The 26,810-nt window shown below is 56.3% G+C and carries 19 protein-coding genes, 1 other RNA gene and 3 pseudogenes; 19 read left to right on the top strand and 4 right to left on the bottom strand.

The annotated features are described in order from the left end of the window. The first annotated feature begins 385 nt into the window (after positions 1 to 385). The 17 genes and pseudogenes from BLR63_RS17750 (at position 386) to BLR63_RS17680 (ending at position 21,685) form a co-directional block, all read left to right on the top strand. The gene (locus tag BLR63_RS17750) at positions 386 to 2,098 is read left to right on the top strand and encodes a ShlB/FhaC/HecB family hemolysin secretion/activation protein (protein ID WP_010565704.1); all 1,713 of its coding nucleotides are present in this window, start codon (positions 386 to 388) and stop codon (positions 2,096 to 2,098) included. A gap of 23 nt (positions 2,099 to 2,121) precedes the next feature. After that, positions 2,122 to 2,433, top strand: a pseudogene (locus tag BLR63_RS32390) (two-partner secretion domain-containing protein); the annotation flags it as partial. A 55-nt stretch (positions 2,434 to 2,488) separates the two neighbouring features. Next, on the top strand, positions 2,489 to 8,527 hold the full coding sequence (locus tag BLR63_RS17745) for a two-partner secretion domain-containing protein (protein ID WP_010565703.1): 6,039 nt from the start codon (positions 2,489 to 2,491) through the stop codon (positions 8,525 to 8,527). Beyond that, positions 8,454 to 10,052, top strand: coding sequence for a DUF637 domain-containing protein (locus BLR63_RS32385; protein WP_231998083.1), 1,599 nt, complete (start codon positions 8,454 to 8,456; stop codon positions 10,050 to 10,052). The genes BLR63_RS17745 and BLR63_RS32385 overlap by 74 nt, the downstream gene beginning before the upstream one ends. Before the next feature lie 8 nt (positions 10,053 to 10,060). Continuing rightward, positions 10,061 to 10,429: a hypothetical protein gene (locus BLR63_RS17740; protein WP_010565701.1), complete on the top strand. Its 369-nt coding sequence runs from the start codon at positions 10,061 to 10,063 to the stop codon at positions 10,427 to 10,429. Positions 10,430 to 10,584: 155 nt separating this feature from the next. Then, positions 10,585 to 10,863, top strand: a complete 279-nt coding sequence (locus tag BLR63_RS31260) for a hypothetical protein (RefSeq protein ID WP_130926155.1) — start codon at positions 10,585 to 10,587, stop codon at positions 10,861 to 10,863. After that, positions 10,863 to 11,321, top strand: a complete 459-nt coding sequence (locus BLR63_RS17735) for a hypothetical protein (protein ID WP_010565700.1) — start codon at positions 10,863 to 10,865, stop codon at positions 11,319 to 11,321. The genes BLR63_RS31260 and BLR63_RS17735 overlap by 1 nt, the downstream gene beginning before the upstream one ends. Positions 11,322 to 11,436: 115 nt before the next feature. Further along, positions 11,437 to 12,138 (top strand): transposase, encoded by a 702-nt coding sequence (locus tag BLR63_RS17730; protein ID WP_010565699.1) that lies wholly within the window; start codon positions 11,437 to 11,439, stop codon positions 12,136 to 12,138. Positions 12,139 to 12,379: 241 nt separating this feature from the next. Then, complete coding sequence (locus BLR63_RS17720; RefSeq protein ID WP_010565698.1) at positions 12,380 to 12,817, top strand: phosphate-starvation-inducible protein PsiE; 438 nt, start codon at positions 12,380 to 12,382, stop codon at positions 12,815 to 12,817. A 161-nt stretch (positions 12,818 to 12,978) separates the two neighbouring features. Next, positions 12,979 to 14,073, top strand: coding sequence for a hypothetical protein (locus BLR63_RS17715; RefSeq protein WP_042947016.1), 1,095 nt, complete (start codon positions 12,979 to 12,981; stop codon positions 14,071 to 14,073). Positions 14,074 to 14,320: 247 nt separating this feature from the next. Then, positions 14,321 to 15,646 carry a hypothetical protein gene (locus tag BLR63_RS17710; RefSeq protein WP_010565696.1) on the top strand — a complete coding sequence of 442 codons (1,326 nt, stop codon included), beginning with the start codon at positions 14,321 to 14,323 and terminating at the stop codon, positions 15,644 to 15,646. A 515-nt stretch (positions 15,647 to 16,161) separates the two neighbouring features. Continuing rightward, positions 16,162 to 16,509, top strand: a complete 348-nt coding sequence (gene tnpB / locus BLR63_RS17705) for an IS66 family insertion sequence element accessory protein TnpB (protein ID WP_010565695.1) — start codon at positions 16,162 to 16,164, stop codon at positions 16,507 to 16,509. A 38-nt stretch (positions 16,510 to 16,547) separates the two neighbouring features. Next, a pseudogene (tnpC, locus tag BLR63_RS17700) lies at positions 16,548 to 18,080 on the top strand (IS66 family transposase). A gap of 69 nt (positions 18,081 to 18,149) precedes the next feature. Next, the gene (locus tag BLR63_RS17695) at positions 18,150 to 18,410 is read left to right on the top strand and encodes a DUF6429 family protein (protein WP_010565694.1); all 261 of its coding nucleotides are present in this window, start codon (positions 18,150 to 18,152) and stop codon (positions 18,408 to 18,410) included. Positions 18,411 to 18,760: 350 nt separating this feature from the next. Continuing rightward, entirely contained in the window at positions 18,761 to 20,311 is a 1,551-nt protein-coding gene (gene ltrA / locus BLR63_RS17690) for a group II intron reverse transcriptase/maturase (protein ID WP_373419550.1), read from the top strand. Between the two features lie 181 nt (positions 20,312 to 20,492). Continuing rightward, a pseudogene (locus tag BLR63_RS17685) lies at positions 20,493 to 20,696 on the top strand (MBL fold metallo-hydrolase); the annotation flags it as partial. A gap of 215 nt (positions 20,697 to 20,911) precedes the next feature. Beyond that, entirely contained in the window at positions 20,912 to 21,685 is a 774-nt protein-coding gene (locus BLR63_RS17680) for an OmpA family protein (protein ID WP_042947014.1), read from the top strand. A 68-nt stretch (positions 21,686 to 21,753) separates the two neighbouring features. On the opposite strand, the gene BLR63_RS17675 is transcribed toward BLR63_RS17680, so the two are convergent. The 4 genes from BLR63_RS17675 to BLR63_RS17660 form a co-directional block, all read right to left on the bottom strand. Further along, positions 21,754 to 22,335, bottom strand: coding sequence for a BON domain-containing protein (locus BLR63_RS17675; RefSeq protein WP_010565690.1), 582 nt, complete (start codon positions 22,333 to 22,335; stop codon positions 21,754 to 21,756). Further along, on the bottom strand, positions 22,332 to 22,925 hold the full coding sequence (locus tag BLR63_RS17670; RefSeq protein ID WP_007904374.1) for a phosphoheptose isomerase: 594 nt from the start codon (positions 22,923 to 22,925) through the stop codon (positions 22,332 to 22,334). The genes BLR63_RS17675 and BLR63_RS17670 overlap by 4 nt, the downstream gene beginning before the upstream one ends. Before the next feature lie 92 nt (positions 22,926 to 23,017). Beyond that, the gene (locus BLR63_RS17665) at positions 23,018 to 23,389 is read right to left on the bottom strand and encodes a YraN family protein (protein WP_010565689.1); all 372 of its coding nucleotides are present in this window, start codon (positions 23,387 to 23,389) and stop codon (positions 23,018 to 23,020) included. After that, on the bottom strand, positions 23,389 to 25,200 hold the full coding sequence (locus tag BLR63_RS17660) for a penicillin-binding protein activator (protein ID WP_010565688.1): 1,812 nt from the start codon (positions 25,198 to 25,200) through the stop codon (positions 23,389 to 23,391). Before BLR63_RS17660 ends, BLR63_RS17665 begins: the two co-directional genes overlap by 1 nt. 176 nt (positions 25,201 to 25,376) lie before the next feature. On the opposite strand from BLR63_RS17660, the gene rsmI reads away from it, so the two are divergent. Next, complete coding sequence (rsmI, locus tag BLR63_RS17655) at positions 25,377 to 26,282, top strand: 16S rRNA (cytidine(1402)-2'-O)-methyltransferase (protein WP_162097535.1); 906 nt, start codon at positions 25,377 to 25,379, stop codon at positions 26,280 to 26,282. A gap of 96 nt (positions 26,283 to 26,378) precedes the next feature. Next, an RNA gene (rnpB, locus tag BLR63_RS17650) (RNase P RNA component class A) lies at positions 26,379 to 26,732 on the top strand. Positions 26,733 to 26,810: the final 78 nt, after the last annotated feature.

Below are 26,810 nucleotides of genomic sequence, written 5' to 3'. Positions count from 1 at the left end.
TCGGCCGACTCTGTTGAAAAAGTCGGATTTCAGGTCGCCTGAACTCAGGCGCTACCACCACCGGATAACCTACTCACCACATTGAGTGGTTTTTCGGCCCTTCGGTGACCTTTGCTGCTCTGTTATTGGGTTAATTTGAGGTTTTTTGCTTGGTGCAAGCGCACCTATCCCGTGACCGGCGGCCCTTGAGATGAAAATTTGGCCAGCCGTCGCTGATGAGTTTAGAAATGAGGGGGGGAGTTATCGATTTTCAGGCCCATGAGTAGGCAGTAATGTCACGTGAAACATTTAGAAAAAAATTCATCTTTGACAAATTGACGCCATAAAATTGGCGCCATAGTATTGCCGCCGACTGATGGCATAGAGCCATCTCTGTAGGGCGCGTATGGACACCTCATTTCTCAGGACGAGCATCGTTGCTGCGCTGACCGTCATCATTAGCAGCTTCTCGTTCAGCACTCATGCGGCTCCGACCCCTGGCGATACAGACCTGATCCGCGATCGTCAGGATCGCCTCCTCGAAGAACAGCGCCGCCGCCTCGAAGAGCTCAAGGAATTGCCCGGCAAGGCCGTAACGCCAATGGCGCAGCAGGCACCGGTCGACACCCGCTGCTTCCCGATCAAGACCATCGACCTGCAGGGTGCGAACTCGCTCTCGACCGGCGAGCGCGAGCGCCTGCTCAAGCCCTACGTCGGCCAGTGCCTGGGCGTGCCGCAGCTCAACGAGCTGCTCAAGGTCATCACTGATGCCTACATAGAGAAGGGCCTGGTAACCAGCCGCGCCTACCTGCCGCAGCAGCACCTGTCCAGCGGCAACCTCAAAGTGCTGGTGGTCGAAGGCAAGCTCGAAGGCCTGAAGGGCGCCGAGGGGAGCGGCATTTCCGATCGTGAGCTGAAAATGAGCTTCCCTGGCAAGCCGGGCGACCTGCTCAATCTGCGGGAAATCGAGCAAATGGTCGATCAGCTCAATCGCCTGCCGTCGAACCAGGCCCAGATGGAGCTGGCGCCGGGCAAGGAAGTGGGCGGCAGCGAAGTACTGGTCAAGAACAATCCGCAGAAACCCTGGCGGGCTGGCCTGTCGTACAGCAACGAGGGCCAGCGCGGTACTGGTCTGCAGCAGGCGGGTACGAACTTCGATTGGGACAACCCGCTGGGGTTGGCCGACCAGTTTTCACTGAGGGCTGGTCATGATGTGGTCGGCGATACGAGGAAAAACTCGCGCAACGCAATGCTCTATTACAACCTGCCATTCGGCTGGTGGAACCTGAGCTACACCTACAGCGAAAGCGAATACCGTTCACAGGCCCAGGCCAGCGGCTTTGCCTTCAGGCAGAGTGGCGATAGCCAGAACCACCAGTTGAAACTGGAGCGCGTCGTCTACCGGGACGCGGTGAGCAAGACCTCGCTCAACACCACGTTGACCTACCTGCGTACCAACAACTTCATCGAAGACAGCAAGCTGGCGGTCAGCAGCAATCGCCTCAGCGAGTCGGGCTTTGGTATCAACCACGGGCGTCGAATCGGCGGGGCTTTCCTCAACGTTGACCTGGGCCTGCAGGATGGCATCGGTGCCTTCGACGCCCAGGGTGATCATGACCCGGGCCCGGGTCAGGCCGATGCCCGCTATCGCAAGTACACCGCCACCGTCAGCTACCTGCAGCCGTTCAAACTGTGGGGCGAGTCCTTCAGCTTCAGCAGCCTGATGACCGGCCAGCGCAGCGAGGACGTGCTGTTCAGCCCACAGCGCATGAGCCTGGGTGGGCAGTCGTCGATTCGTGGTTATCAGGACCAGACCCTGTCCGGTGACAGCGGTGGTTACTGGCGTAACGACCTGCGTTGGAGCCGTCCGGTCACCCTGGATTGGCTCAAACCATTGCTCTCGGAGTACGGCACCAGTGTCGGTTATGACCAGGGCGTGATCCGTCACGACCGCTACAACGCCGAGCAGCATGGACGCATGACCAGCGACTCGCTGGAAGTGTTCGCCCGCGGCCAGCATTTGGCGGCGACGGTGACCTTCGCCCATTCCCTGGAACGGCCGACGCCCATTACCGAGCGTGAAGCGCCGGTCTATTTCCGCCTGGATTTCTTTCTCTAATTTTTCGCTTCAACTGATCCGAGATGCCTGACATGGACGTTCGCCAGTTCGCCTTCCTCGTGCGCCAGCCTTCTGCAGCCCTGAAAAACCGTGACCATTTCCTCGGGTTGCCCAAACGCGGGATCGCTTTCCTGCTGGCGAACGTCATGTTCTGGCAGCCGCTATGGGCGCAGGCGGATGGCATCGTGGTCAGCGCACCGGGCACGACGCTCGGCCAGGCGGGCAACGGCGTACCCATCGTCAACATTGCCGCCCCCAATGCCAGCGGCCTGTCGCACAACCAGTTCCAGAACTACAACGTTGGCAGCAACGGGCTGATCCTCAACAACGTCACTGGCCGTACCCAGTCGACTCAGTTGGGTGGGATCATCCTGGGCAACAGCAATCTCAATGGACGCGCTGCCCACCATCCTCAACGAGGTCAACGGCGGCAGCCCGAGCCAACTGCGCGGCTACACCGAAGTGGCGGGGCAGTCGGCCCATGTGATCGTCACCAACCCCTATGGCATCACCTGCAACGGCTGCGGCTTCATCAACACGCCGCAGGCGACACTGACTACCGGCAAGCCGGTGATCACCAATGGGCAGGTTTCGGGTTATCAGGTCGACCAGGGCAGCGTGTCCGTCGATGGAGCAGGCCTGAACGCCAACAACATTGACCAGTTCGAAATCATCACCCGTGCGGCGACCATCAACGCACAGATCAACGCGAACAAGCTGGCGATCATCGCGGGGGCCAATGACGTCGACGCCAAGACGTTGCAAGCCACACCTCGTACCGCCAATCCGAACAATGCCCCACAGTTGGCCATCGACTCCTCGGCCCTGGGCGGCATGTATGCCGGAGCGATCAAGTTGGTGGGTACCGAGGCCGGTGTCGGGGTAAAGCTCGACGGCAAGATGGTCGCCAGCGGCGGCGATATCCAGCTCGATGCCAATGGCCATCTGAGCATGGTCGACGCGGCGGCGACCGGCGCTGTCAACGTCAAGGCGCTGAGCCTGGAAGCCAAGGGCCCGGTTTATGCTGGCACCACCCTGGACGTGAACACCCAGGGCGACCTGACCAGTCAAAACAACCTAGTCGCCAAGGACCGCATCACCCTCAACAGCGGCGGCCAACTGACCAACAACGGCATCATCGAAGCCGGGGTCAATGCTGATAACAGCCGCAACACCGCAGGCGACGTCAGCGTCACCGCACAAAGTTTTAGCAACGCCGGTAAGAGCGTTATCGCTAGCCGCGACCTGACCGTCACCACCGCCCAGATCCTGAACAACCAGGGCGGCACCCTGAGCGGCAAACGCCAGACCACCGTTACCGCCGGTACCGTCGACAACCAGAACCAGGGTCGGGTCCTGAGCGCCGACAGCCTGAACCTGAGCGCCGACACCGTACTGAACGGGCAGGGCGGCCTGATCAACAGCGTCGGCCAACTGACTGTCACCCTCGGTCACTTGAACAACAATGCAGGCGAAGTTTCCACCAAGGCCAGCAGCACGCTGATCCTTGGCACGATGGACAACCTCACCGGCCTGGTGATGGCCGAGAACACCCTGGGCCTCACCGCTACCGGCGCGATCAACAACCAGAACGGCGTCATCTCCGGTTGGCAGGGCCTGACCGTCAACGGCACCAGTCTGGACAACAGCAACAGCGGCACCGTCTCCAGTCGCAGCGGTGATGTCGCCGTCACCCTCAGTGGTGCGCTGCTCAACAGCCACGCCGGCGCGGTGGTCAGCCAAAAGGCCCTGACCATCACCGCCGACAGCCTCGACAACAGTGACCAGAGCGTCCTTTCCAGCGGCGCTGCCCAGAAGCTGACTTTCACCGGCCTGCTCGACAACACCTTGGGCGGCTCCATCACCAGCTCGGCCACCTTGACCCTTCAGGCGATGGCCCTGAACAACGCCGGCACCATCAGCGCCGATGACGCGCTGAGCTTCACCGGTACCGACCTGGACAACAGTCACGGCACCTTCACCGGCAATGCCGGTGTCACCCTCGACCTGCTCGGGACCCTGACCAATAACTACGGCAAGCTGTCCAGCGCAGACCCGCTGCTGCTCCAGCGCAGCACGCAGATCAACAACCAGAACGGCGGGATCAACAGCCAGGACCTGCTGACTCTGCTCACCGGCAGCCTGGACAACAGCCAGAATGGCACCATCGGGGCTAGCGAAACCTTGCTGGTCACGGCCAGCGGTAAAGTCGACAACAGCACCGGCGGCCTGATCGCCAGCCGCAATGCCGACCTGCAACTCGATGCTGACAGCCTGGGCAACAGCAAGGGCTCCCTGCAAGGCAAGGGCGCGGTCACTCTCAATGTCACCGGCGACATCGACAACCAGAGCGGCAAGGTCATCGCCCAGGACGGTGACCTGAGCATCACCGCGGCCAACCTCGACAGTCGCGGCGGCCTGCTGTCCAGCGTCAAGGGCGCATTCGAAAGCCACATCGTCGGCGTGTTGAAGAACGGCTACGACCTGAGCAACAACAATCAGGGCGGCACCATCCAGGCCCAGCGCCTGGCGCTCGATGCCTTTGGCGGTATCGACAACAACGGTGGCCGCATCGCCGCTCAGTCGGGTGATGCGGTACTCGATGTCCGCAGCGGCAATATCGACAATCGCAATGGCGGCGTCTATGCCAGCAATCTCGTACAGGTCAGCGGCACGGACTTCGACAACAGCGGCAGCAACGACGGTCAGATCAGTGGCAACCAGATCAATCTCGACCTCAAGGGCGCACTGAACAACACCGGCGGTATTGTCGAGAGCCAGAGCACGCTGACGATCAGCGCGGCGAGCCTGAACAACCGGAACGGCCAGTTACGGGCGCTGGGCAAGATCAGCAAGACCGTGTTCAACATTGGCGGCCTGCTCGACAACAGCAACGGGCGCCTGGAAACGGCCAACACCGACCTCGGGCTCGATGCCGGCAGTTTCCAGAACCAGGGCGGTAGCTTGCTGCATGCCGGTAGCGGCCTGTTCGCCATCAGCATGGCTAACCTCAGTAATGTGGGTGGTCAACTGGTCACCTATGGCGACCTGACACTCACGGCCGATAGCTGGACCAACAGCAGCTCGATCCAGGCCGATCACCTGACCGTCAACGTCAACCACCTGAGCCAGACCGCCGGTGGCCAGCTCCTGGCCTCCAGCAGCCTGACCGGCAGTGGAGCCGCCTGGACCAACGATGGCCTGATCGGCAGTGATGGCACGGCCAGCGTGGTGCTGAGTGGCGGCTATGCCGGCAAGGGACGCCTGAGCAGCCTGGGCATCCTGGGGCTGCACGCGGCGCAGCTTGACCTGGACTCGGCTGCGAGCGTGGCCGGTGGTGGCAACACCACGATCAACATCGACGGGATCCTGAACAACAGCGGGCGCCTGACTTCTGCGGCCGACATGACGGTCACCGCTGCCAGCCTCAACAACTACGGCACCCTGGGCAGCGCCCAGAAACTCACCGCCACCACTGGTGCCTTGCTCAATGACCATGGCCTGATCTTCAGCGGTGGTGACATGGGGCTGCGGGTCGATTCACTGACCAACAGTTATGCCAGTGTCTACAGTCTGGGCAACCTGACGGTCGATCGGGACGGGCAGGGCGCGGTGGCCAGCAGCATCCTCAACAGCTCCGGCTCGCTGCAAAGCGATGGGACCATGAGCCTGGCGGCCAGCACGATCAAGAACGTGCGGGCGGTGCTCAACACCACCGATCAGGGCATCTACACCGCGTCGATTTCCGAAGTCCAGTGCATCGAGGACTACAACGCCGGCGACTGCAGCGGTAAGCAGAACCACGTCTGGCAGATCGTCCAACGCGATAGGTTCGAGGTCACCGAGGCCAGCGCGGCTTCCAGTATCACTTCCGGCGGCAACCTGACCCTCCTGGGCGGTGACCTGCTCAACCAGAGCAGTACCATTGCCGCTGGTGGCGCGCTGAGCTCGACACTCTCGAACCTGACCAACAGCGGGCTAGAGACCGGCGAGACCGAGACCTCGCGTACATTCCTGTCCGAGCGTACTCGGGATGCGGGGATGTGGTACGACAGCGCCGCGTCGTTCAATGATCACTACTCGCTGGGCGCCGCCGACTACAACCCGAACAACCTGGGTGGCCTGCAAGCGGCCATGAGCGCCTTCATCGGTATCACCGAGACCGAACTGGGGCAGTTCCGCACTACCCGCAAGATCGATGCCGGCGACCAGAGCTATGCCGCAGTGATCCAGGCCGGTGGCGCGGTCAATGTCACGGCGCAAGGCAACATCGACAGCAGCGTCGTGCGTCCGGGCTACACCTACGTCGGCAGTGGACCACGCACCGACACCCAGGCCGCATCCAGCAAGTTCTCCACCTTCGTCACGGTCAACCAGCAACTGCCGCCGGACCTGGCACAGCAGCAGGTCAATCCGGTCAGCCTGCCGGGCTTCAGTCTGCCGACGGGCAGCAACGGACTGTTCCGCCTGAGTGGGCAAGCGGATAACAGTGCGCCGGCTGCAAGCCTCGCGCACGTGGCCGGTTTGCCGGACACCTCGGCCAGGAGCAATCCGCAGAAATACCTGATTGAGACCAACCCGGTCCTGACCGATCTCAAGCAGTTCATGAGCTCGGACTACCTGCTGTCCAACCTCGGCTATGACCCGGACACCAGCGCCAAGCGCCTGGGCGATGGGCTCTACGAGGAAAAACTGATTGATCAGGCGGTCGTGGCGCGTACCGGGCAGCGCTTCATCGATGGCCAGACCTCCGACGACGGCATGTTCAAGTACCTGATGAACAACGCCTTGGAGAGTAAGCAGGCGCTTAATCTGCAACTGGGCGTCAGCCTGACTTCCGAGCAGGTCGCAGCCCTGACCCATGACATCGTCTGGATGGAAAACGAGACGGTTAACGGTGAGCAGGTGCTGGTGCCGGTGCTCTACCTCGCCAATGCCAACAACCGCCTGGCCGCCAATGGTGCCCTGGTCCAGGGCAGCGATGTGAACCTGATCGCCGGCAAGGACCTGAGCAACGCCGGAACCCTGCGTGCCAGCAGCAACCTGACGGCCGCCGCCAGCAATGACCTGGTCAACAGAGGCCTGCTCGAGGCGGACAATCGCCTGGATGCCCTGGCCGGCAACGACCTGACCAACAAGGCGGGCGGGATCATCGCCGGCCGCGATGTCGGTGTGACGGCGGTGCAGGGCGATGTGATCAACGAGCGCACCCTGACCACTCACCAGAGCGGTACGGACAGCAAGACCGAACAACGCACCTTTGCTGACAACGCGGCGGCGATCGAAGCGACGCAGAGCCTGACCGTCACGGCAGGCCGCGATATCGATAACGTCGGCAGCAGCCTCAAGAGTGGCACCGACACCACGCTCAAGGCCGGTCGCGACGTCAACATAACCTCGGCCGAAGAGATCAACAGCAACACCCGTGGCGATCGTAACCGCGACCAGAGCATTACCCAGGACCGTTCCAACGTCTCTTCCGGTGGCAACCTCACGGTCAATGCCGGACGCGACCTCACCGCAGTCGCCAGCCAGATCGACGCCAAGGGCGATTTGTCGATGGCCGCGGCAGGAAACCTGATCCTGGCCTCGGCCGCGAACGAGGAGCACGACTACAGCAAGACCAAGAAGGTCACCTCCCAGCATGACCACGTCAGCCAGGTCGCCACCCGCGTCAGTGCTGGCGGTGACGTGAGGCTCAGTTCCGGCACCGACATGACCCTGGTGTCGAGCCAGGTCGATGCCGGCCATGAAGCCTACCTGGTGTCGGGCGGCGAGCTGGACCTGCTGGCTGCCCAGGACAGCGACTTCTCGCTGTACGACATGACGAAGCGCGGGGCCTGGGGCAGCAAGAAGACCCAGCACGACGAAGTCACCCAGGTCACCAACGTGGGCAGCCAGATCAAGGCCGGTGGCGATATCGGCCTGATCAGCACGGGCGACCAGCGCTACCAGGCGGCCAAGCTCGACAGTGGCAATGACCTGACCCTGCAAAGCGGCGGCGCCATCACCTTCGAAGGGGTGAAGGACCTGCACAAGGAAGACCACGCCAAGAGCAACACCAACCTGGCCTGGAACACCATGAAGGGCAAGGGCAGCACCGACGAGACCCTCAAGCAGACCGAAATGGCGGCCAAGGGGCAGGTGGTGATCAAGGCGGTCGATGGCCTGCACATCGATGTTAAGCAGGTCAACGAACAGACCGTGAGTCAGGCTATCGACGCCATGGTCCAGGCCGACCCGCAACTGGCCTGGCTCAAGGACGCCGAGAAACGCGGCGACGTCGACTGGCGGCAGATCAAGGAGCTTCACGACTCCTACAAGTACAGCAACTCCAGCCTTGGGGCGGGGGGCGATGCTGGCGATCATTATCATTGTGACGGTGTTGACTGCTGGTACTGCCAGCACGTTGGTTGCATCGGCGGGTGAATCGCTGGGCATGGGCAGCACCATGGCGGCGGCGACCACTGCCACTGCGACCACGGCGGCGACCTCGGCAGGCTTGGGCAACATCATCGGCACGGCAGTACTGACGTCCATGGCGGGCACCGGTGCTGTCAGCGTCATCAACAACAAGGGCAACCTGGGGGCTGCGCTAGGCGACACCTTCAGTGCCGACAGTCTCAAGAATGCGGCGATCAGTGGGCTGACGGCAGGTGCTATCAGTTACGCCGACAGTACCTGGTTCAAACCTGCTGAAGGCGCCCCAAATGGTGGTTCGCAGGTTATTACCGCAGGACCTGTGCAGAACCCTGGATACTCCAGCGGCATGCTCTCCTGGGGCAATGCAACGGACACTCTTGTGCGCAGTGGTGCGCATGCCGTGATCAGCAGTGGCATTTCCACTGCCATCAAGGGTGGCAGCTTCAGTAGCAACCTGGGCAGCGCGCTAGTCAACGAGGGGCTGGATCTGGCAGCTGCTGCCGGTAACCGGGGCGTTGGTGACCTAGCCCAGAAGTTGGGCGTTGATCCCGGAACTGCGACCACCATGCTGCTGCATGCGACCTTGGGCGGCCTGATCTCGGTCGCCAAGGGACAGGACTTCACCAGTGGCGCCATTGCCGGTGGTGTGGCCGAAGGCCTGACGCCGATTGCCAACGGACTGTTGGCTGAGTATGTCAGTGATCAGTTTGCCCAGAGTGACCTGAGTGATCAGGGAAGCCAGAGCAAGATCGCCACGGCCCAGATCATTGGCTTGCTTGCCGCAGCAGCGGCCGGCGGTGATCCTGCAACGGGCAGCATGATTGGTGGGGCTGGGGAGAAGTACAACCTTGAGTTTCACCTGAAGGAACTGATGGAAGGGGCGGCTGCATTCCGCAGAATGTTCGCCAAGATGGCTAGCGGTAATCCTGAGGGTGATATCGCTGCGCAAGACCCCACCAACCAGACCGACAGCATGGGGATGCCGATCGTTGGATCGTCACCGACAAACCCTCCTAATCAGACAGCCCTGATGGCAGCGACCCTCATGGGCGGCATGGCGGGTAGGTTTGGTGCCTTGGGCGCTGAAGCCATGGAGGGTGCTCTTGCTTCGCTACCATCCTTTGGTGGGTTGTTTAGTGAGGTTAGTGAGGGGGCGGCGGGCTTAAGTTCGAGCACAGCAGAAGGTGGGGCGGCAGCAGTTTCTGATGGTGCATCGACTGCCGGAGCGTCGGGTGCAAAAGGCATTGATAAAATTTTTGAAACCGGTCGCGCGACAAAAGCAAGTGAGTTAAAGGAATACGCGGAGGCTCAAGGCTGGAAGCCCTCTCAGACCGATGGTGGCCCCCTCAAATACGTTGACGAGAATGGCATTCCTCGTGTGACAATCAAACAAGGTAGCTCGCGCGCGCCAGGAAGTTCTGATCCACATGTTGAATTTAAGGATGCTACAGGTCAAAGAACCGATGCCTTTGGTAATCCTGTAACTAGGAAAAGCCCAGGCAATCACACCTCAATTGACTTCGATCTGTGAGAATCGACATGAACTATTATGAAATTCTATCACTCTCAAATTTTTATTTCGAAGATAGCTACGTTTTGTCGATTGATGAGGTGGCAGGATCACTTATATTTGAATTAGATGCTGTTCTTACTAAGAATCACCCGCAATATGAGGAGCCGAAAAACGGAGAACAGTATTGCTATCGCAAGGTTCTGTTGCGGTTTTTTAATGCGGACTCTATCGAATGGTTTGATAGAAGACGCATAGGGTTTGTAGATAGTACAGGTGATTTGGACTATGGAAATATAGACAGTTTTGTTAGAGTTGCTGGTGCTTATACTCTGTCTGGCGATTGGGGGCGGGTCATAATTCGGGGCGGAGAGGTAGAAGCGGTTATTACTGATTAGTTGGTGCAAAAGAATCCGCGCCTTCAAAAACGGCGGTTCAAGAACTTGAGGTCGACGCCTATAAAAACCTTAAGGCAAGAGAGGTTGTTGGAGATGGTCTAGAACACGACCATATCCCTTCATTTGCTGCGTTGCGCACAGCAAAGGAAGCAGAGTTGGGCCGCCCCCTTACTGAGTTGGAGACCAAGACTCTCTACCAAAACTCTACTGCTGTAGAGGTTCCACGAGATGTACATATTGCAGGTCCGACGTATGGCGGGAAAAATACTCCTGCTCAGATTCAGCAAGATGCTGCGGATCTGTGCGGTGCAGTTTGTCGTGACACAGAAGCTTTGCGGGCAAATCTGAACAGTAGAGGTTATGATTCGAAGTTAGTAGATGAAACTGTTCAAAAAATAGTGGAAAGAAATCGCAATGCGGGGGTCATTAAATAATGAACACTTGGTCGGATTTTGTTCGGGCTCTTGGTCAAGATGAAAGCGGGGGAATAGTTACCGACTTATGTCGAAGAGTCGGAGAGTTGCCAGTCGTTTCGGAAACCCCGGATAACTATAATGACCCGGAAGGTAAGACAAGATTCTATAAGTTTATTAAATCTGGCATAGAGATTGGGTTTCGTTCGGGAAAATTAAATCACATTCATTTTTCGGTGCAGCCTCACGAAGGTTATTCGGCATATAAGGAAGATGTGCTTGGTCGTATAGCTCAAGCATGGCGTGTTGAAGATGTTATTGCAGAGCTAGGCTCGCCTAGCAAAGAGGCGCCAGGTAGAGTCGATATGTTAATCGGCTATGTACAGCAGTGGCTGAAGTATGAGTTTAAGACGTACGCTCTACGCATGGAATTTTCGGAAGATGGACGCTTGTGGAAAGCGACGCTAATATCAAATTGATCGCTTTAAGCGTAGCAATGGATTAGATGTTTGTGTGATTTTTAAAGGAAAAGGGGACAGATTTATTTTTTGATTTTTTGCTAAGCTGAAAGCTTCCACGGAGGAGAAGTCAAATATGCCCAGGATGGGACGTATTGTTTTACCGAATTACCCACACCATATCGTACAACGCGGTCATAACCGTCAGGTGGTGTTTGCCGTTTCAGAGGATTATCAACGCTACCTCGCAGATCTGCACGAGCTTAAGGATGCATTTGGCGTAAAAGTCTACGCCTACTGTCTGATGACCAATCATGTTCATCTGTTGCTGGCTCCGGGGGAGTCGGTCGCTGGGTTGGGGCAGTTGATGAAGGCTCTAGCTGCACGTGCGACGCGCTACCGCAATCGATTGGAGGGACGTTCAGGCACGTTATGGGAAAGCCGTTACAAATCCAGTGTGGTGCAGTCGGACTCTTACTTGCTTGCCTGTTGTCGTTACATCGAATTGAATCCTGTACGAGCTCGTATGGTGTCGGATGCTGCGGATTACCCGTGGTCAAGCTATCGAATCCGGGTAGGTGATGTGCCAGACGGCCATTGGCTGGACGCTGATCCATGCTTTGTTGCTCTGGGTGATACAGCTACGGAGCGTTGTCATCGGTATGAGGAGTTCGTACGCCAAGCCGTTCCAGCGGATGAGATCAGGTTAATACGCGATGCTTTGCAGCGAGGTCAGTTGACGGGGACGAGCCGTTTCGTGGATGAGGTGGAGCGGATTGTTGGTGTACGGATAGAGCAACGAGGACAGGGCCGGCCGAGCGGGAATTTGGGAAAATAAATCTGTCCCCTTTTTGCTGTGTCCCCTTTTTGCTGCTGTTCATCTACCTGGAATTGGGCGCCATGGTCGGGATTTACTTCAAGACCAAGTATCCTTTTACTAACATTTTTTCTCAATTCTCGGTGCTCTTAAAATCCAAACAAAATCATTGGGTTATGGCGTAGTTTGTGGTTTTCACGGCTATGATTTGCTGCACGGATGTTTTTTTGCCGGATTTGGCGTGTAAGGGGAGGGGGAAGGTATGAAATGGGCGGATCGTATGCGGGAAAGACTGCACGCAGGGGCTAACAGTATTGGCAACCTTGGGGTTGAGTTATTCCATTACGTTGCGCTTTTCGGGATCGGAGCGATCACAGTCTACGCAGGTATCACGACATTCATCGACATGCTCCACCAGGAGAAAATCAGCGTCGATGACATTCTGCTGCTGTTCATTTATCTAGAGCTTCTGGCGATGAGCGGAATATATTTCCGCACGAATCATATGCCTTTGCGCTTTCTTCTCTACATCGGCGTAACGGCTCTGATCCGACTGCTGATTAGCGATGTGTCGCATCACAAATCTCCAGATGAGGGGATTCTCTACCTCACAGGTGGTGTGGTGCTGCTTTCCGTTTCGATTCTCGTCGTGCGGTATGCCTCAGCACGTTTCCCGTCAGTGAAAGAAAAGACGGACTGACGAGAGACTAAATGACATCTTGTTTATCATGCTGATGAGTTGATTAAATGGGCAAAGCTGAAAGAATATGGACATATTTCTGAGCAAGAGTTCAGCGATGCTCGTAAGAAACTGCTCCGGCGCGATTAATCATTGATGTTCTAAAAGTCTTGGGGAGGGGTATGCCAAACGAAACTGGCGATATTGAAAATAGGCCAAAAGAGCTTTTTACATTTCCGAATTATACCCAGCTTCCAGATGAGCCTTTCAAAATAGATTTGGCAGGTGCAGTCGGAGAATTTTTGGCAAACGATATTTTTGATTTGGACGGCGTTCAACCGTCAGAGTCAGCTATTTATGGCCTATCTAATGAGTTCTTAGACGGGGTTCCCGTCGTTCGAGTGAACCCTTCGGAAGAGGCTATCGCTTTTTATAAAGATCGCGGTGATACATTTCAAATGATAAATGTAGTCGTCTGCTGTCACTCATTTGAAAGACGTGATGGAGCGCTTTATGGGCTGCCCTATCATGTTTCGTTGCGCCCTGCTCAGAAGAATGGTTTTCCTTCGGAGGTTAGCGCAAGTTGGATCGAAAAAATTGATTTGGAAAGGATTCTGGAGGGGGAACCTCATTACAGGGGGTTTAACCCGTTCTCTAATGCCTTTGGCCTGTATGCTATTGGTGACATTCCTCGGAGTGATAATGTCTGCTCCGATGTGATAGGGATTGTTTACAGGACTTATTTTATTGCTTCTAAATATCAGTCTAAGGAAACTTCTTATCCAGGTATGTGCACTACACTGCTTGAAGGTAATAAGGGGGTGATTGGTGATTATCGCAAGTACAGGCTCAAAAATTATTTTAAGAAATTCGTGAAGGTTGAGCCAGTGAAAATATGGGGTTGTGACTCTCCGATAGAACTTTTCCTCTTGCAGGCAATGAGTCAAATAGGGCTGCACCCAAAAATTCAGATGTATATTTTCCCTGATGGCTCTACGTTTCCATCCTTACAATCAATGTGGGAGGGTGGGGTGCGTACGGGTAAGCAGCATACTAATATAACTGAAGCTGACTTCTTTTTCGAAAGTGAGAAAGTCGCTGTATTCTGTGATTCATTGGCTCATCACACATCAGAAGCAGCGATAGCGAAGGATGCTGCGATTGATGAAAAGCTTCAAGCGATTGGTATCCGCTCTTTCAGGGTTTCAGGCAAAGATATTGCCGAATCTCCAGTTAGCTGTGCCACAAGGCTAAAAGAATTTTTAGTTTCTGAATGATGTTATCTTATTCAATAATCTAATCCCGTCATCTGACGGGGCTCGGGGTGCGTTAGCTGAGATATCTTTAATCAGTCTGAGATTTCGGAATTGGCAGGATTTTAGAGTCAGGGATGACTATGATATAAGCATTTTAAGCAATTGATGCTTCGGGCGGAAAGCAGAGAAAGTACGTGTGCTCTGTCATTTTTTTTGTGATTATTTACAGGCGAGTATTTATTTTTTAATGTGAGGGGCTAGCAGTTTTATGACGGACCAACAGGCCAATTATTCAAAGCCAACTCACTCGCTTCCGAGTCTTTCGATTGATGATAGATTTTCTGATTTAGAGGAGCTTAGATCTTTTCTGGAAGGTCGGGGTATACAAACTAAAAATACTCGCCTCGACCGCTACCAGAAGTATCTGAAGCTTGCTTCGGAGACAGGATTGGAGAATTTTGATCCAAGAAGTATATTCAAAAATGTTACAGATGATCGTTTTCAACATGGTCTGGACTGGTATTTATATGTCCTGAGAGAGGTTGATGAGCTTATGCTTATCCTCAAAGGATTAAAGCAATACGTGCCGAATGGTGTCGATGAAAGACTAACAAAAATAGTGGGTGGCTCTGATTTTGCCGCTTTAGACAAGAATACAGAATCGCGAAACATTCAATTTGAACTTAGGGTTGCCAGCTATTTTTGTTTGGCGGGTTTTTTGGTAGACCTTACGACCGATACCGATATCATCGCGTCCAAGGGGCGATACCACTTCTATATTGAATGCAAAAGGGTTTCAAATAGTAAGCAATTAGAGGAAAATCTCTTAAAGGCCAAACAGCAGCTTTTAGCTAGAATGCCAACAAAAAGGCATCTGCTGAATAAGTATTACGGAGTGATTGCTGCTGATGTTACGAAGGTTGCCTGCAGTCATAACGGGCTGACTATGGGTATCACGAATGAACATGCTAGAGACGTTGTTCAGGATGCTCTCAGGAGTATATCTGATAAGATTGGTCGTATAAATTTCTTTTCTAAAAAGCCTGCAATTATACAGTGCTGGCTCCAGGTTCATATTCCTGGCCTAATAGAACAGCCACCTCAAATATTTACTCGATTCTCGTCGCTATTTATTATTAATCCCAATACACAGGCTAAATCTAGCGCCGCGCTTAAGCTAGTGCATGAGGCAACGGCTAGTGCAAATCTGGCTGATCCAAGAGAGCTTCCTCCAAAAAAAATCAGTCGACACCTTAATCTGCCGGCGGGGACCAAGTTATGGCTGGAGCCTGAAATAGATATTGTTTTTAAAGGAGCGGCCGATCCAGAACTTTATAAAAAACTTTTTCAAAGTGGCGCTGATGAGATTGATCAACTGGCCAAGAAAACCATTGGAGGCATAACAATAAAAAATGAAGAGTACGGATTTTCAATGCTTGATCTCGTGCATTTTTTAGGAAAAATGCCTCAGGCAGATATAGAGGAGTTGGAGGTTAGGCTGTTTGGAGATAACCACAACTCTCGAGTTGAGCTATTGTGTATGATGTTTTTGCATAAATATCCTTTCTACGAAAGTGATGTAAAAGGGGGGTAGTTTGTTTTGGAACCTATTCCAATACATTGATTGTCAGGCGCGCTGCATGACTTTATAAAATTAAGAGCAAGTTTTTCCAGACGTGGAACAGCTAGTGGTGGTGGCACTATTTAAGTGATTGTCTGCTGCGCCGTAGCGAGATATTTATCAATCGCCCTTCGCCAGGTAAATCATGGCTATAGGTATTGAGTTTGGCGTTGAAGAAACTCCATATGAAGCCCCGCAAATGTAAAACATGTCCTTTTTATTGATTTCATAGTTGCCTTCTCAGGTCTTGTCATGCACCGTATGCATCAGGGGAAGCTATGCAAAGCCGCAGTAGCATTCAGAATCAGATAGCACAATCAGGGGATAGAGTTTCCCGATTTCGTACCTGGGCAGAAGCTGCCGAAAGTAAAGCGGTAGGGTTGTTGTGTGAGAGCCTTCCTTCGTAACCGCTCCATGAACCCCACATTCCAAGCCGCAATTTGATGTTCGATGCTGCGCTCTCGATCTCTTTCTGGAGCCAGCCCCTCATGATGCGACCCGACGCCAAAGTCGAAAAAGTCTATCTCTACCCCAAACCCGTGGACTTTCGAAAATCCATTGACGGCCTGGCCGCTCTGGTTGAGTTGGATATTAAAGTCGCGGTGTTCGATCCCGTGCTTTTCGTTTTCCTGAATCGCCCACGTAATCGCGTGAAAATCCTCTACTGGGAGCGCAACGGCTTTTGCCTTTGGCTCAAACGGCTGGAGTCTGAGCGCTTCAAAACGTCGCCGGATTGTTCGGATGAAGCCATCGTGCTGACGGTTCAAGAGCTCAACTGGTTACTAGACGGTTTTGATTTGTGGCGCAACTGCGCAACCGTCCGCATCAAGTTTTGACGCCTCGATTTGTCGCCTGATTCGGTATAATCCAGGGCATGATTTCCATGCCCAAAGACCTTCCTGACGACCCTGTTTTGCTCAAGCAACTGCTTGAGCAAATGCTGAGTGAGCGCGAGTCGGATAAGGGCAAGATCGTTCATCTCGAAGAAGAAAACGCGCTGTTGCGTCAGCGTCTTTTCGGGCGCAAGTCAGAGCAGACTGCCGATCCTGCGACCCCGCAAATGGCCTTGTTCAACGAAGCTGAAAGCGTCGCCGAGTTAGTCGACGAAGCGGTTGAAGAAGAGGTCGTAGTGCCGACCAGGCGACGGGGCAAACGCAAGCCTCTGCCTGCAGATCTTCCGCGTATCGAAGTCATTCACGAACTGCCCGAGCACGAGCTGACCTGCGCCTGCGGTTGCCGCAAGCACGCCATTGGCGAGGAAATCAGCGAGCAGCTGGAGATCGTGCCGATGCAAATCCGCGTGATCAAACATGTGCGCAAGGTCTACGGTTGCCGCGATTGCGAAACCGCACCGGTTACCGCAGACAAGCCTGCGCAACTGATCGAAAAGAGCATGGCCAGCCCTAGTGTGTTGGCGATGTTGCTGACGACCAAATACGTCGATGGCCTGCCACTGCACCGCTTCGAAAAAGTGCTGGGCCGCCACGGTATCGATATCCCACGCCAGACCTTGGCGCGCTGGGTGATCCAGTGCAGCTAACACCTGCAACCCTTGCTCAACTTGATGCGGGATCGATTGCTGGAAAGTCGCGTCATCTACTGCGACGAAACGCGGGTCCAGGTGATGAAAGAACCGGATCGAGAGCCGACCAGCCAATCCTGGCTGTGGGTGCAAACTGGCGGGCCGCCGAATCAGCCGGTGATCCTTTTTGACTACTCGACCAGCCGGGCGCAGGAGGTTCCGTCGCGCTTGCTCGAAGGTTATCGCGGTTACCTGATGACCGACGATTACGCCGGTTATAACGCCTTGGGTGCGCAATCCGGTGTCGAGCGTTTAGGCTGTTGGGCACATGCGCGACGCAAGTTCGTCGAGGCGCAAAAGGTGCAGCCTAAGGGCAAAACCGGGCGTGCGGATATCGCCCTGAATCTGATTAACAAGCTGTACGGTATCGAGCGAGATTTAAAAGAAGTCGACGATGAACATCGCCACGAAAGTCGGCAGCACCACAGTCTGCCGGTGTTGGCGCAGTTGTACGCTTGGCTGGAAAAAAACCAGCCTCAAGTAACCGCGCAGAACGCGCTGGGTAAGGCGATCAGTTATCTGAGCAACAACTGGAGCAAGTTGGTGCGCTACACCGAAGCCGGTTACTTGCAGATCGACAACAACGCCGCCGAGCGTGCGATCCGGCCCTTCGTGATCGGGCGTAAGAATTGGCTGTTCAGCGACACGCCCAAAGGCGCGACGGCCAGCGCTCAACTTTACAGTTTGATCGAGACGGCTAAAGCCAACGGCCAAGTGCCCTATGCGTGGCTGCGCCACGCACTTGAACGCCTGCCGACGGCTTCTTCGGTTGAGGATTACGAAGCTTTACTGCCCTGGAACTGCTCGCCGATGATGCATAGTTAAGCGCGCTATTCATCTTGATGGCTGGTGGGGTTTACGGTGAGTTCAAAGAATACGAGCGGAGCAACGATCATGGAATACGACGATAAACTGATTGAAGAAGCCGTGCTTGCCCTGTTGGCAACCTTCAGTTTTGATAACGGCAATGCTTGGAAAGGGTTCGACTTCGAGACCATGAACCGATTGCATGAACATGGTTTCATCAGTAATCCGGTGAACAAGAACAAATCGATTTGGTTGACGGCTGAAGGGTTGGAGCGAGGTCGGCAGTTAGCCGACCGGTTATTTGGGGTAAGAACTCAAGTGGAGCATGAATCCGACTTGGATACCTGACTTCATACCACGGCCATACGGTAGGTGGGGTTTATGGATCGCATAGAGCGCCAGCCAAGCTGGCAGTTGATAAAGGGTGAAAGTCCCTACGAGAGAAGTTATGGCGAAACACCTCGACCTCGAGTCATGCGTGATACATCGTGAGGTGTATGGCGAAGCGTTGGCAGGGGAAATCAGCAGGCCAGCCATTGAGCCGCGAAATCATGAGTCCGGGGCGCCGACGCTGTTATGTGAAGCGGAAGGCCATAGTGTGTATGACGATAATCGCAAGTCATGCTACACGCCCTGCGCGGTCGTAGACCCTGAGCATGCTGGGAAGTCAATTGTACAGAAGCTGGGAGATCTCATTCGTGTCTGGTCGTGACAAGCCAGATGGGGCAGGTAAGGCCACAAGCCAAAAGTCTGCCGTCTACGCGAATGAGAAGTCGGATAACTCCGTAGTACCTGAGAAGTTGCCGAACAAAGGGCTTGCCCCGGCGGAGGTGATGGAGGAAAGGGAGTTAGCCAAGGGGAACAGTGAACAGCCTTCCGCATCCCGGACGCAGAGCCGGACAAGTGCGTTGTCAGGGTTGCTCGCTGTACGTCAAGCAGCCCGGCGGGATCGCCGGGTCAAGTTCACGAGTCTATTGCACCACGTAACGGTCGAATTACTGCGCGAGAGTTTCTACAATCTCAAGCGAGACGCGGCTTGCGGCGTGGATGGAATATCGTGGCGAGAGTACGAGCAAGACCTTCATGAGAAGCTGAAAGCATTGCATGACAAAGTGCACAGTGGGCGCTATCGAGCCAGACCTGTTCGGCGGGTATTTATCCCGAAGGCAGATGGTAGCGAGCGTCCGCTGGGCGTAACCGCTTTGGAAGACAAGATCGTCCAGACGGCGACCGTGCAAGTGCTCAACGCAATATACGAGCAGAACTTTCTCGGACTCTCGTATGGGTTTCGCCCTGGTCGAGGGCAACACGATGCATTGGATGCGTTATCGGTAGGTATACAAAACTCGCGCGTGCGGTGGGTACTGGACGTTGATATTCAGGCGTTCTTTGACACCATCGATCACGACTGGATGATGTGTTTCCTGCAACACCGAATCGCAGATAGGCGAATGCTAGCGCTGATCGCTCGATGGCTACGTACAGGCGTTCTCAAAAATGGAAAGCGGATTCCTGCGAAGCAGGGCACGCCGCAAGGGGCGCCCATTTCGCCGTTGCTCGCCAACATCTACCTGCACTACGTGATGGATTTGTGGATCAGGCAATGGCGCGAGCGTACTGCATGGGGTCAGATGATCGCCGTGCGATATGCAGACGACAGTGTGCTTGGGTTTGAAAAGCATGAAGAAGCATGGAGTTTTCGCCATGCATTGGAAGCCCGACTGGCTCAGTTCAACCTGAAGCTACATCCAGAGAAAACACGTCTGTTACGGTTTGGCTGGTTTGCAATCGAAGATCGCAGGAAGAATGGAGAAGGAAAACCGGAAACTTTCGACTTTCTCGGGTTCACGCATATCTGTAATCAAACCAAGAACGGTATGTTCGTGGTTGGACGCGTGACCATCGCCAAGCGTATGAGAGCGACCATCAAGGAGATACGGGCGCAGTTACATAAGCGCAGGCACGAGCCAGTTCCGGTGATTGGACATTGGTTGAGCCGGCTGTTTAAAGGTTACTGCAACTACTACCACGTACCCGGTAATACACGACGACTGGATGGCTTTCGTCGTGAAATCATCGATGCGTGGAGGCATGCCCTTAAACGGCGGAGTCAGCGACACCGCCTGAACTGGGAACGCATGACTGCCTTGGCCCGTTTGTTCATACCCTATCCACGAGAGCTACCAATGCATCCTCATCCTATAACTCGCTTCGGCGTTAAAACCCAAGGCAGGAGCCGTATGCGGTAATTCTGCACGTACGGATCTGTGCGGGGGGGGGCGGGTGACCACCATTCCTACCGCGACCAATTGACTTTATACATATCGAATTTTCACTTTGCTTGAACAAGGTACAAACTCCTGAGCTTGCCTAGGTATAGCAGGATGCTTGCCACTCTGCTCATTTGCTCACACTACATTGACATCCGATGCCAAGCTGTTGATCGCCGGCGACACCCTGTTTCGGCGCGGCGTGGGGCGTACCGATCTGTGGGGCGGGGATCAGGCGACCCTTGTGCGTTCGATCAAGCAGCGCTTGTATACCCTGGATGAGGGCGCGACGGTGGTGACCGGTCACGGGCCGGATACGCGTCTGGGGGAAGAGATGCGTGAGAACCCGTTTGTGCGGGCGTAACATGGGACGTTCTCGCGGACAATTGCTGTAGCAAGTACTCAGGTCGTGTTCAGCCTGGGTCTGCTAGGGTTTAAGGAGCGGGAATCGTGGCCAATCTTTTGTTACAGCTCAGGAGGCGGTCACGGAATTTTTACCGTTTGTCGCGTTCAAACCCCGGCACAGGTCCATTGCCAATGTCCCTCGCACCACAGAATGCAAAAGTAGGAGCTTCCTTCATGTTCACTTCGCGTCGTCTGCTTGTTGTCGCTACCGTCGTAGCCTTGTTGTCCGGCTGCGCTTCACCTAATCCTTATGACGGCAGCAGCCAGGGACAGGCGAGTAATGAATCCGGCGGTATGAGCAAAACCGCCAAGTACGGTGGCCTGGGTGCCCTGGCAGGCGCTTTGGCCGGTGCCGCCATCGACCATAACAACCGTGGCAAGGGCGCATTGATCGGTGCCGTGGTTGCGGGCGCGGGCGCAGCGGGTTACGGCTACTACGCCGACCAGCAGGAAAAGAAACTGCGCGAAAGCATGGCCAATACCGGTGTTGAAGTTCAGCGCCAGGGCGACCAGATCAAGCTGATCATGCCGGGTAACATCACCTTCGCAACCAACTCGGATGCGATCTCCAGCAGCTTCTACACGCCGCTGAACAACCTGGCCAATTCCCTCAAGCAGTTCAGCCAGAACACCATCCAGATCGTCGGCTACACCGACAGCACCGGCAGTCGCCAACTGAACATGGACCTGTCCCAGCGTCGTGCACAGAGCGTGGCCAACTACCTGACCTCCCAAGGCGTGAGCGCGGCCAACCTGAGTGCCCGTGGTGCCGGTCCGGATAATCCGATTGCCAGCAATGCTGACGTCAACGGTCGCGCCCAGAACCGTCGCGTAGAAGTGAACCTCGGCCCGATCCCAGGCCAGCAGTACGGCCAGCCGGGCGCCCAGCAACAGGCGCCACAGCAGAACAACCAGTTCCAGGGCAACCCGTACTCGCAATACCAGTAATCCACCGCCAATAAAAAGGGCGCCGTGCAATCAATGCACGGCGCCCTTTTTTGTGGCTGTTGGCTACATCAGTCGATGTACTCGAACACCTTCACGACTTTCTGTACCCCGGACACACCCTGTACCAGGTTTGCCGCACGGGTCGCTTCCGCCTGGGTGAGCAGGCCCATCAGGTAAACGATACCGTTGTCGGTGACGACTTTGATGCGCGAGCCGGGAATTGCATTATCGGTCAGCATCTGCGCCTTGATTTTGGTGGTCAGCAGGGCGTCGTTGCTGATGGCCAGCAGGGTGATCGGGTCCATCACTTGCAATTCGTTGTGGACCTTCTTGACCCGCTGCACGGTCGAGGCGGCTTGTTCTGCCTGGGCCTTGAGCTCAGGCCGTGGCGTCTGGCCGGCGAGCAGTACTACGCCATTGAAGCTGGTCACGACGATGCGCGAGGCACCATTGCCCAGGTCCGTGGCGGCCTTGGCGATGTTCACCTCGACCTTGGTTTCGATCAACGAGTCGTCAATCTTGCTACCGAAGGTGCGGGTACCCTTGTCGTCCTGGATGGGGGTGTCTCGTGTCGCGGTGATGGCCGTGCTGCAGCCGCTGATGCCAAGGCACAGCGCAATCGCCAATAGGCTGAGGCGTTTAACGATCATTCTTCACTCCCGAACAGTTGGCTGTCGATCAGATCGCACAGGCAGTGGATCGCCAGCAGGTGGACTTCCTGAATACGTGCGGTGACATTGGCCGGAACGCGAATCTCCACATCTTCTGGCAGCAGCAGCGAGGCCATGCCGCCGCCGTCGCGTCCGGTCAATGCTACGACAATCATTTCGCGATCATGTGCGGCCTGGATCGCTTGAATAATATTCGCCGAGTTGCCGCTGGTGGAGATCGCCAGCAGCACATCGCCCGGCTGGCCCAGCGCGCGGATCTGCTTGGAGAAGATTTCGTTGTAGCTGTAGTCGTTGGCGATCGAGGTGATTGTCGACGAATCGGTGGTCAGGGCGATGGCTGGCAGACTCGGGCGCTCACGTTCGAAGCGGTTGAGCAGCTCGGACGAGAAATGCTGGGCGTCGCCGGCCGAACCGCCGTTGCCACACGAAAGCATTTTGCCTTCGTTGAGCAAGGCATTGACCATGACCTGACTGGCTTGCTCGATGTGCGGTGCAAGTACGTCCATCGCCTGTTGCTTGGTGTCGATGCTGGCCTGGAAAAGCTGGCGAATTCGGGATTGCATGTCCATCTGTGTGACCTTAAGTAGCGCGGCTGTTTGGCACAGGAATGTGCAGCCCGCAAAGCAAAGAGCAAAAGTGTGTGGTGAATATGTCCGGCGAATCAGCTGTCGAAGGCATCTTTGAGCCAGTTGAGATCAACAAGGCCTGCCGGTGTGCTTTCCATGGCAACCACATCGAAACGGCAGGGGGCGTCGGCCCAGCGATGCTCTTTTTGCAGGAAAAACTGCGCGGCGAGTATCAGCTTCTGACGCTTGCGCCCGTCGATACTGGCCAGAGCGCCACCCCATTGTGCGTGTTTTCTGTAGCGGACTTCGACGAATACTACTGTATCGCCGTCAAGCATGACCAGATCAAGCTCGCCGCGCTTACACAACCAGTTCTGCGCCAGCAGGCGCAGGCCCTGTTGCTGCAAGTACTGTAAAGCGTGAAGTTCGGCATCCTTGCCGCTTTGTGCGCTAGACCGCTCTGGCATCAGCGCGGGGTGTCCGGCAGGCGCTGGATCTCGCCGCCGACGAACTTGGCCCATGGCATCTGGCGGTCAACGCGCTGGTTGGCGCTGATGCCCAGGTTGCCCGAGAGGCCGTCGACGCGGGTATCCGGCAATGCCTTGAGCTGGCCCAGGCGCGGTGCCAGGCGGTAGGCATCGACGCCCATCGCGTACAGGCGACCGAGGCTGCCATTGGCTTGCGGCCATTGCGCGGCAACCTGGTTGCGCAGCGGGTCAGTGGTGTTCAGCAGCCACGGGGTTTCGCAGAACATCACGTTGGTCATGTCCAGGTACTGGTTCTTGTCGCCGCTGGCGCTGAATACATGGGACGTTGCGTACACCGGCACATCACCGGCGTACTGGAAGTTCAGGGTCGGCTTGATCTGCTGGGCCAGTTGGGGGGTAACGGCCAGGAAGATGAACTCGATGTCCTGGCGGCGCGACGGTTGTGCCGCTACGTCAGTCCCGACAGTGTTTTGCAGGCTCTTGGCGCGACCTTCGCTTTTACGCAGTTGGAACAGGTCGGCGATTTGCTGGGCCAGGGCGACAGGCTGGTCGACGTACTCGACACCGACCATGGTGCCGCCGTGGGCTTCCCAATCCTGGCGGAACGCTTTGTACACACGCTCGCCCCATTCGCCACGCGGCACCATGGCCGCGGCGCGATGCAGGCCATCGGCGCGCGCGCGGCGCGACACTTCACGGGCTTCGTCTTCAGCGGCGAGGCCGAATTGGAACAGCTGCGGCGGGCTCTGATCTGTCTCGCTGTAGTTCAGCGCCAGGGTGGTGATCGGCAGTTGCGGGCGGGCGCTGAGCTGTTTGACCAGCGGTTTCTCCAGTGGGCCGACGACCAGTTGCACGCCGGCGGCCTTGGCCTTGGCGTAGAAATCGTCGAGGGAGGCCATGCGCGAGCTGTCATAGAACTCGATGGCCGGCGGATGCTGCCCGGCCTGTTCGGCCTGGTAGTGTGCGGCCATGAAGCCTTCGCGCAATGCTTTGCTGACCGAAGCCAGCGCGCCTTCCTGCGGGAGCAACAGGGCAATTTTGTTCAGCGGCTGGCTGGCCAGGTCTTTGAGCTTGGTCAGCGGCATTGGCAGTTGCACAGCGGCCGGATGGCCGGGATTCTGTGCGCGCCAGGTGTCGATAGCGGCTTGTTGTTGCTCAAGCGTACCGGCGCCTTTGACCGATTGGGCCAGGGTGATCCAGCCGTCAAGCACCGGGTTGCCGCTGGCTTGCAACTGCTCTGCCGGCAGGGCGGCAATCAGCGCCCAGATGGCTTCATGGTTGCTGTGGGCCGCGTCGCCACTGAGCAGAGGGGCCATGGCCACGCGTTCGCGCGCGGCGGCCATCGTCTGGCCATCGGCTTCGTAGGCGCGGGCATGCACGGTGCCAGTGCGGATCTGCTGTTCGGTCGGCAGGTCCTTGAGGCTTTGCAGGCTTGGGTGGTTCAAGGCGGTCAAGGCGGCCTTGGGCTGGTTGCGCGTCATGGCCAGTTCGGCGGCCAGCGTGCTGGCAAATACTTGCGCGGCCGGCTTGAGGGCATCCAGGGGCACTTGGGCAAGAATTTGCGACGAGCGGCCAGGGTTGTTCTGGTGGTAGGCCATGTCCGCCGCACTCAGGCGCAGCAATGCGGCCTTTTCTGGCGTCTTGGCCGTAGTGGCCTGTTCGAGCAACTGCTCGATACTGGCGTCCGGGGTTCGTGGAAGTTCGCCAAGGCTGGACGAGGGCGAGCTGGCGCAAGCGGCCAGCAAGGCAGCGAGGCAGAGGGCGGAGAGCAGCCGCAGGCAAGCGATCATGTAAGTGTTCCTGATACCGATCAAATTAGCGTGGAATTGTACCCAAGCACTGGCTCAGGCGCGATGTTACTGGCGTGAAACCGTCAATTTAGGTCGTGTAAATGTTGCTGTTTACCATGGACGGCTGAAAAGGCATCGGCCTCGATGGCATATTTTCAAGGCGCCTACGCGCTACAATGTGGCTTTTGCCAATCATCGAGGTGTGCGTTTTGACTGCTCCAGGTCCTTTGAATTCCACTGCAGGCTCGCTTTTTGTCGTGGCGACGCCCATTGGCAACCTGGACGACATCAGTGCAAGGGCGCTGAAAGTGCTGCGCGAGGTTAAATTGATCGCGGCCGAAGACACGCGGCACTCCCAGCGCTTGATGCAGCATTTCGGTATCAGCACGCCATTGGCGGCGTGCCACGAGCACAACGAGCGCGAAGAAGGCAGTCGTTTCATCGTCCGTTTGCTGGCCGGCGACGATGTGGCGCTGATCTCCGACGCGGGCACGCCGCTGATCTCCGACCCAGGCTACCATCTGGTGCGCCAGGCGCGTGCTGCGGGCATCAATGTGGTGCCGGTCCCGGGGGCATGTGCGCTGATCGCCGCCTTGTCCGCCGCTGGCCTGCCGTCAGACCGTTTCATTTTCGAAGGTTTCCTGCCTGCCAAGGCTGTGGGGCGCCGCGCGCGGCTTCAGGCACTGAAGGAAGAGCCGCGGACCCTGATCTTCTACGAAGCCCCCCACCGTATCCTTGAATGTCTGCAAGATATGGAACTGGTGTTCGGCGGCGAGCGCCTGGCGCTGCTGGCGCGGGAGATCACCAAAACCTTCGAAACCCTCAAGGGCCTGCCCTTGGAAGAGCTGCGCGCCTTTGTCGAAGGCGACAGCAATCAGCAGCGCGGCGAATGCGTGGTGCTGGTGGCGGGCTGGACCGCGCCAGAGGCCGAAGACGCGGTGGGTGCCGAAGCCATGCGCATCCTGGATCTGCTGCTCAAGGAGATGCCCCTTAAGCGCGCGGCGGCCCTGGCGGCGGAAATTACCGGTGTGCGCAAGAATGTGTTGTATCAAGTTGCGCTGGATAAACAAAAAGCTGAATAGTTCCGGGGTTAAACCGGTATTGCGTCTGAACGTGATGGCACTGTTGTTCTTTTAATACTTGTCCTAAGCCCGTCGTGCCGTTAACCTGCGCGACGGAGAGTCGATTGGACAGTCGCTGCCCTCTATGAAAATTAGGGGGGGGAGGAAAGTCCGGGCTCCATAGGGCGAAGTGCCAGGTAATGCCTGGGAGGCGTGAGCCTACGGAAAGTGCCACAGAAAATAACCGCCTAAGCACTTCGGTGCCGGTAAGGGTGAAAAGGTGCGGTAAGAGCGCACCGCACGACTGGCAACAGTTCGTGGCTAGGTAAACCCCACTTGGAGCAAGACCAAATAGGGTCCCAAGGCGTGGCCCGCGCTGGGACCGGGTAGGTTGCTAAAGATGTCCAGTGATGGCCATCGTAGACGAATGACTGTTCAAGACAGAACCCGGCTTACAGATCGACTCTCCACCTTTTTCCTTTTGTCCGAATCTCGGGCAGAAAACCGGTAATAACGCAAGAATCCCTCCCTGCCAAATCATTGGCGGAT

The organism is Pseudomonas extremaustralis (assembly GCF_900102035.1).
Classification (GTDB): Bacteria; Pseudomonadota; Gammaproteobacteria; order Pseudomonadales; family Pseudomonadaceae; genus Aquipseudomonas; species Aquipseudomonas extremaustralis.
This window is presented reverse-complemented; position numbering and strand designations above follow the sequence as displayed.

What these genes read in the sequence shown, in the direction of transcription:
- BLR63_RS17750 (WP_010565704.1), top strand. Translation starts at nt 386, where the DNA reads ATGGACACCTCATTTCTCAGGACGAGCATCGTTGCTGCGCTGACCGTC.
- BLR63_RS17745 (WP_010565703.1), top strand. Translation starts at nt 2,489, where the DNA reads ATGGACGCGCTGCCCACCATCCTCAACGAGGTCAACGGCGGCAGCCCG.
- BLR63_RS32385 (WP_231998083.1), top strand. Translation starts at nt 8,454, where the DNA reads ATGCTGGCGATCATTATCATTGTGACGGTGTTGACTGCTGGTACTGCC.
- BLR63_RS17740 (WP_010565701.1), top strand. Translation starts at nt 10,061, where the DNA reads ATGAACTATTATGAAATTCTATCACTCTCAAATTTTTATTTCGAAGAT.
- BLR63_RS17735 (WP_010565700.1), top strand. Translation starts at nt 10,863, where the DNA reads ATGAACACTTGGTCGGATTTTGTTCGGGCTCTTGGTCAAGATGAAAGC.
- BLR63_RS17730 (WP_010565699.1), top strand. Translation starts at nt 11,437, where the DNA reads ATGCCCAGGATGGGACGTATTGTTTTACCGAATTACCCACACCATATC.
- BLR63_RS17720 (WP_010565698.1), top strand. Translation starts at nt 12,380, where the DNA reads ATGAAATGGGCGGATCGTATGCGGGAAAGACTGCACGCAGGGGCTAAC.
- BLR63_RS17715 (WP_042947016.1), top strand. Translation starts at nt 12,979, where the DNA reads ATGCCAAACGAAACTGGCGATATTGAAAATAGGCCAAAAGAGCTTTTT.
- BLR63_RS17710 (WP_010565696.1), top strand. Translation starts at nt 14,321, where the DNA reads ATGACGGACCAACAGGCCAATTATTCAAAGCCAACTCACTCGCTTCCG.
- tnpB (WP_010565695.1), top strand. Translation starts at nt 16,162, where the DNA reads ATGATGCGACCCGACGCCAAAGTCGAAAAAGTCTATCTCTACCCCAAA.
- BLR63_RS17695 (WP_010565694.1), top strand. Translation starts at nt 18,150, where the DNA reads ATGGAATACGACGATAAACTGATTGAAGAAGCCGTGCTTGCCCTGTTG.
- BLR63_RS17680 (WP_042947014.1), top strand. Translation starts at nt 20,912, where the DNA reads ATGTTCACTTCGCGTCGTCTGCTTGTTGTCGCTACCGTCGTAGCCTTG.
- BLR63_RS17675 (WP_010565690.1), bottom strand. Translation starts at nt 22,335, where the DNA reads ATGATCGTTAAACGCCTCAGCCTATTGGCGATTGCGCTGTGCCTTGGC.
- BLR63_RS17670 (WP_007904374.1), bottom strand. Translation starts at nt 22,925, where the DNA reads ATGGACATGCAATCCCGAATTCGCCAGCTTTTCCAGGCCAGCATCGAC.
- BLR63_RS17665 (WP_010565689.1), bottom strand. Translation starts at nt 23,389, where the DNA reads ATGCCAGAGCGGTCTAGCGCACAAAGCGGCAAGGATGCCGAACTTCAC.
- BLR63_RS17660 (WP_010565688.1), bottom strand. Translation starts at nt 25,200, where the DNA reads ATGATCGCTTGCCTGCGGCTGCTCTCCGCCCTCTGCCTCGCTGCCTTG.
- rsmI (WP_162097535.1), top strand. Translation starts at nt 25,377, where the DNA reads ATGTGGCTTTTGCCAATCATCGAGGTGTGCGTTTTGACTGCTCCAGGT.